Genomic DNA, 543 nt, shown 5'->3' with positions numbered 1-543 from the left:
CGGCGCCAGCGCCAGCACAGCCATCAGCTCCGGCTTGGAACCCGCCTCCAGGCCGATGGAAACGTTCTGCGTGGCGATGATGTTCTCCACCACCGCTTCCTGCTGGTTGACCTTGATCGGGTACAACGCGGTGTACTTGCCGGCGTACTCCATGCGCTCTATGTTGGCATCGAAGGCACCGGTCAGGCGCCGTACGCGGTCCTGCAGGATGCCGGGGAAACGCACCAGCAACGGCAGTGACAGCCCCGCCTCGCGTAATTGCTCGATCAGGCCGTTGAACTCGATCGGCTCGCCGCTCGGCCCTTGCGGGCGCACTTCGACATTGCCCTGGTCGTTGATTGCGAAATACCCAGCGCCCCAGTGGCGGATACCGTAGATGCTGCGGCTGTCGGCAGCGGTCCACTGGCTACCGTCGTCTTTACGTGTGCGTCGTACAGGCATCAGGGCCTCCCGGAAGAAATTGAGTGTTTCGCAGCGAGCAGAACCGCGCGGCGAAGGCTATGCGGCTTCGACAGCCGATATGCGGAAAATGGTGAAAATCGG

General features: G+C 62.4%; 1 pseudogene. It reads right to left on the bottom strand.

Going from position 1 to position 543, the window contains the following annotated elements:
* Nucleotides 1–441 (bottom strand): annotated as a pseudogene (locus CXQ94_RS24035) (arginine decarboxylase); the annotation flags it as partial.
* Nucleotides 442–543 lie beyond the last annotated feature (102 nt).

This window comes from Arthrobacter sp. GMC3 (assembly GCF_002929305.1).
GTDB lineage: Bacteria > Actinomycetota > Actinomycetes > Actinomycetales > Micrococcaceae > Specibacter.
This window is presented reverse-complemented; position numbering and strand designations above follow the sequence as displayed.